Source organism: Vibrio sp. 14N.309.X.WAT.E.F5 (genome assembly GCF_030397615.1).
Classification (GTDB): Bacteria; Pseudomonadota; Gammaproteobacteria; order Enterobacterales; family Vibrionaceae; genus Vibrio; species Vibrio lentus.
In genome coordinates this window covers 1-527 of sequence record NZ_JAPNXR010000044.1, presented here as the reverse complement: position 1 = coordinate 527, position 527 = coordinate 1, and the positions used below count along the sequence as shown (strand labels likewise).

Here is a 527-nt window from a genome sequence, read left to right as displayed (position 1 = left end):
AAATAATGGTGCGGTCGGAGAGACTTGAACTCTCACACCTCTCGGCGCCAGAACCTAAATCTGGTGCGTCTACCAATTCCGCCACGACCGCAGCAAATCTTTATAGTTATATCGATATTGGTGATTCAATATAACGTTGTGCTCTTGGTTTACTATTTAGCTTAAAACAAGCTAAGTAAAAACAAAGAGTTTAAATAGTGGCTGGGCTACCTGGATTCGAACCAGGGAATGCTGGCATCAAAAGCCAGTGCCTTACCGCTTGGCGATAGCCCAACAATGATATCATTTAAGATATCTAAATAATGGTGCGGTCGGAGAGACTTGAACTCTCACACCTCTCGGCGCCAGAACCTAAATCTGGTGCGTCTACCAATTCCGCCACGACCGCAGCAAAGCTTTTACTCTAGCGAAGAGTATAGTTATATCGACATTGGTGATTCAATATAACGTTGTTTGTACTTTTTCTTTCATAAAGAAAGAATGGTGGCTACTGCGGGATTCGAACCTGCGACCCCATCATTATGAGT

The 527-nt window shown here is 43.6% G+C and carries 3 tRNA genes; all 3 read right to left on the bottom strand.

Going from position 1 to position 527, the window contains the following annotated elements:
• Positions 1–6: 6 nt before the first annotated feature.
• A tRNA-Leu gene (locus tag OW495_RS23015) sits at positions 7–91 on the bottom strand.
• Between the two features lie 107 nt (positions 92–198).
• Positions 199–273, bottom strand: a tRNA-Gln gene (locus OW495_RS23010).
• A 30-nt stretch (positions 274–303) separates the two neighbouring features.
• Positions 304–388, bottom strand: a tRNA-Leu gene (locus OW495_RS23005).
• Positions 389–527 lie beyond the last annotated feature (139 nt).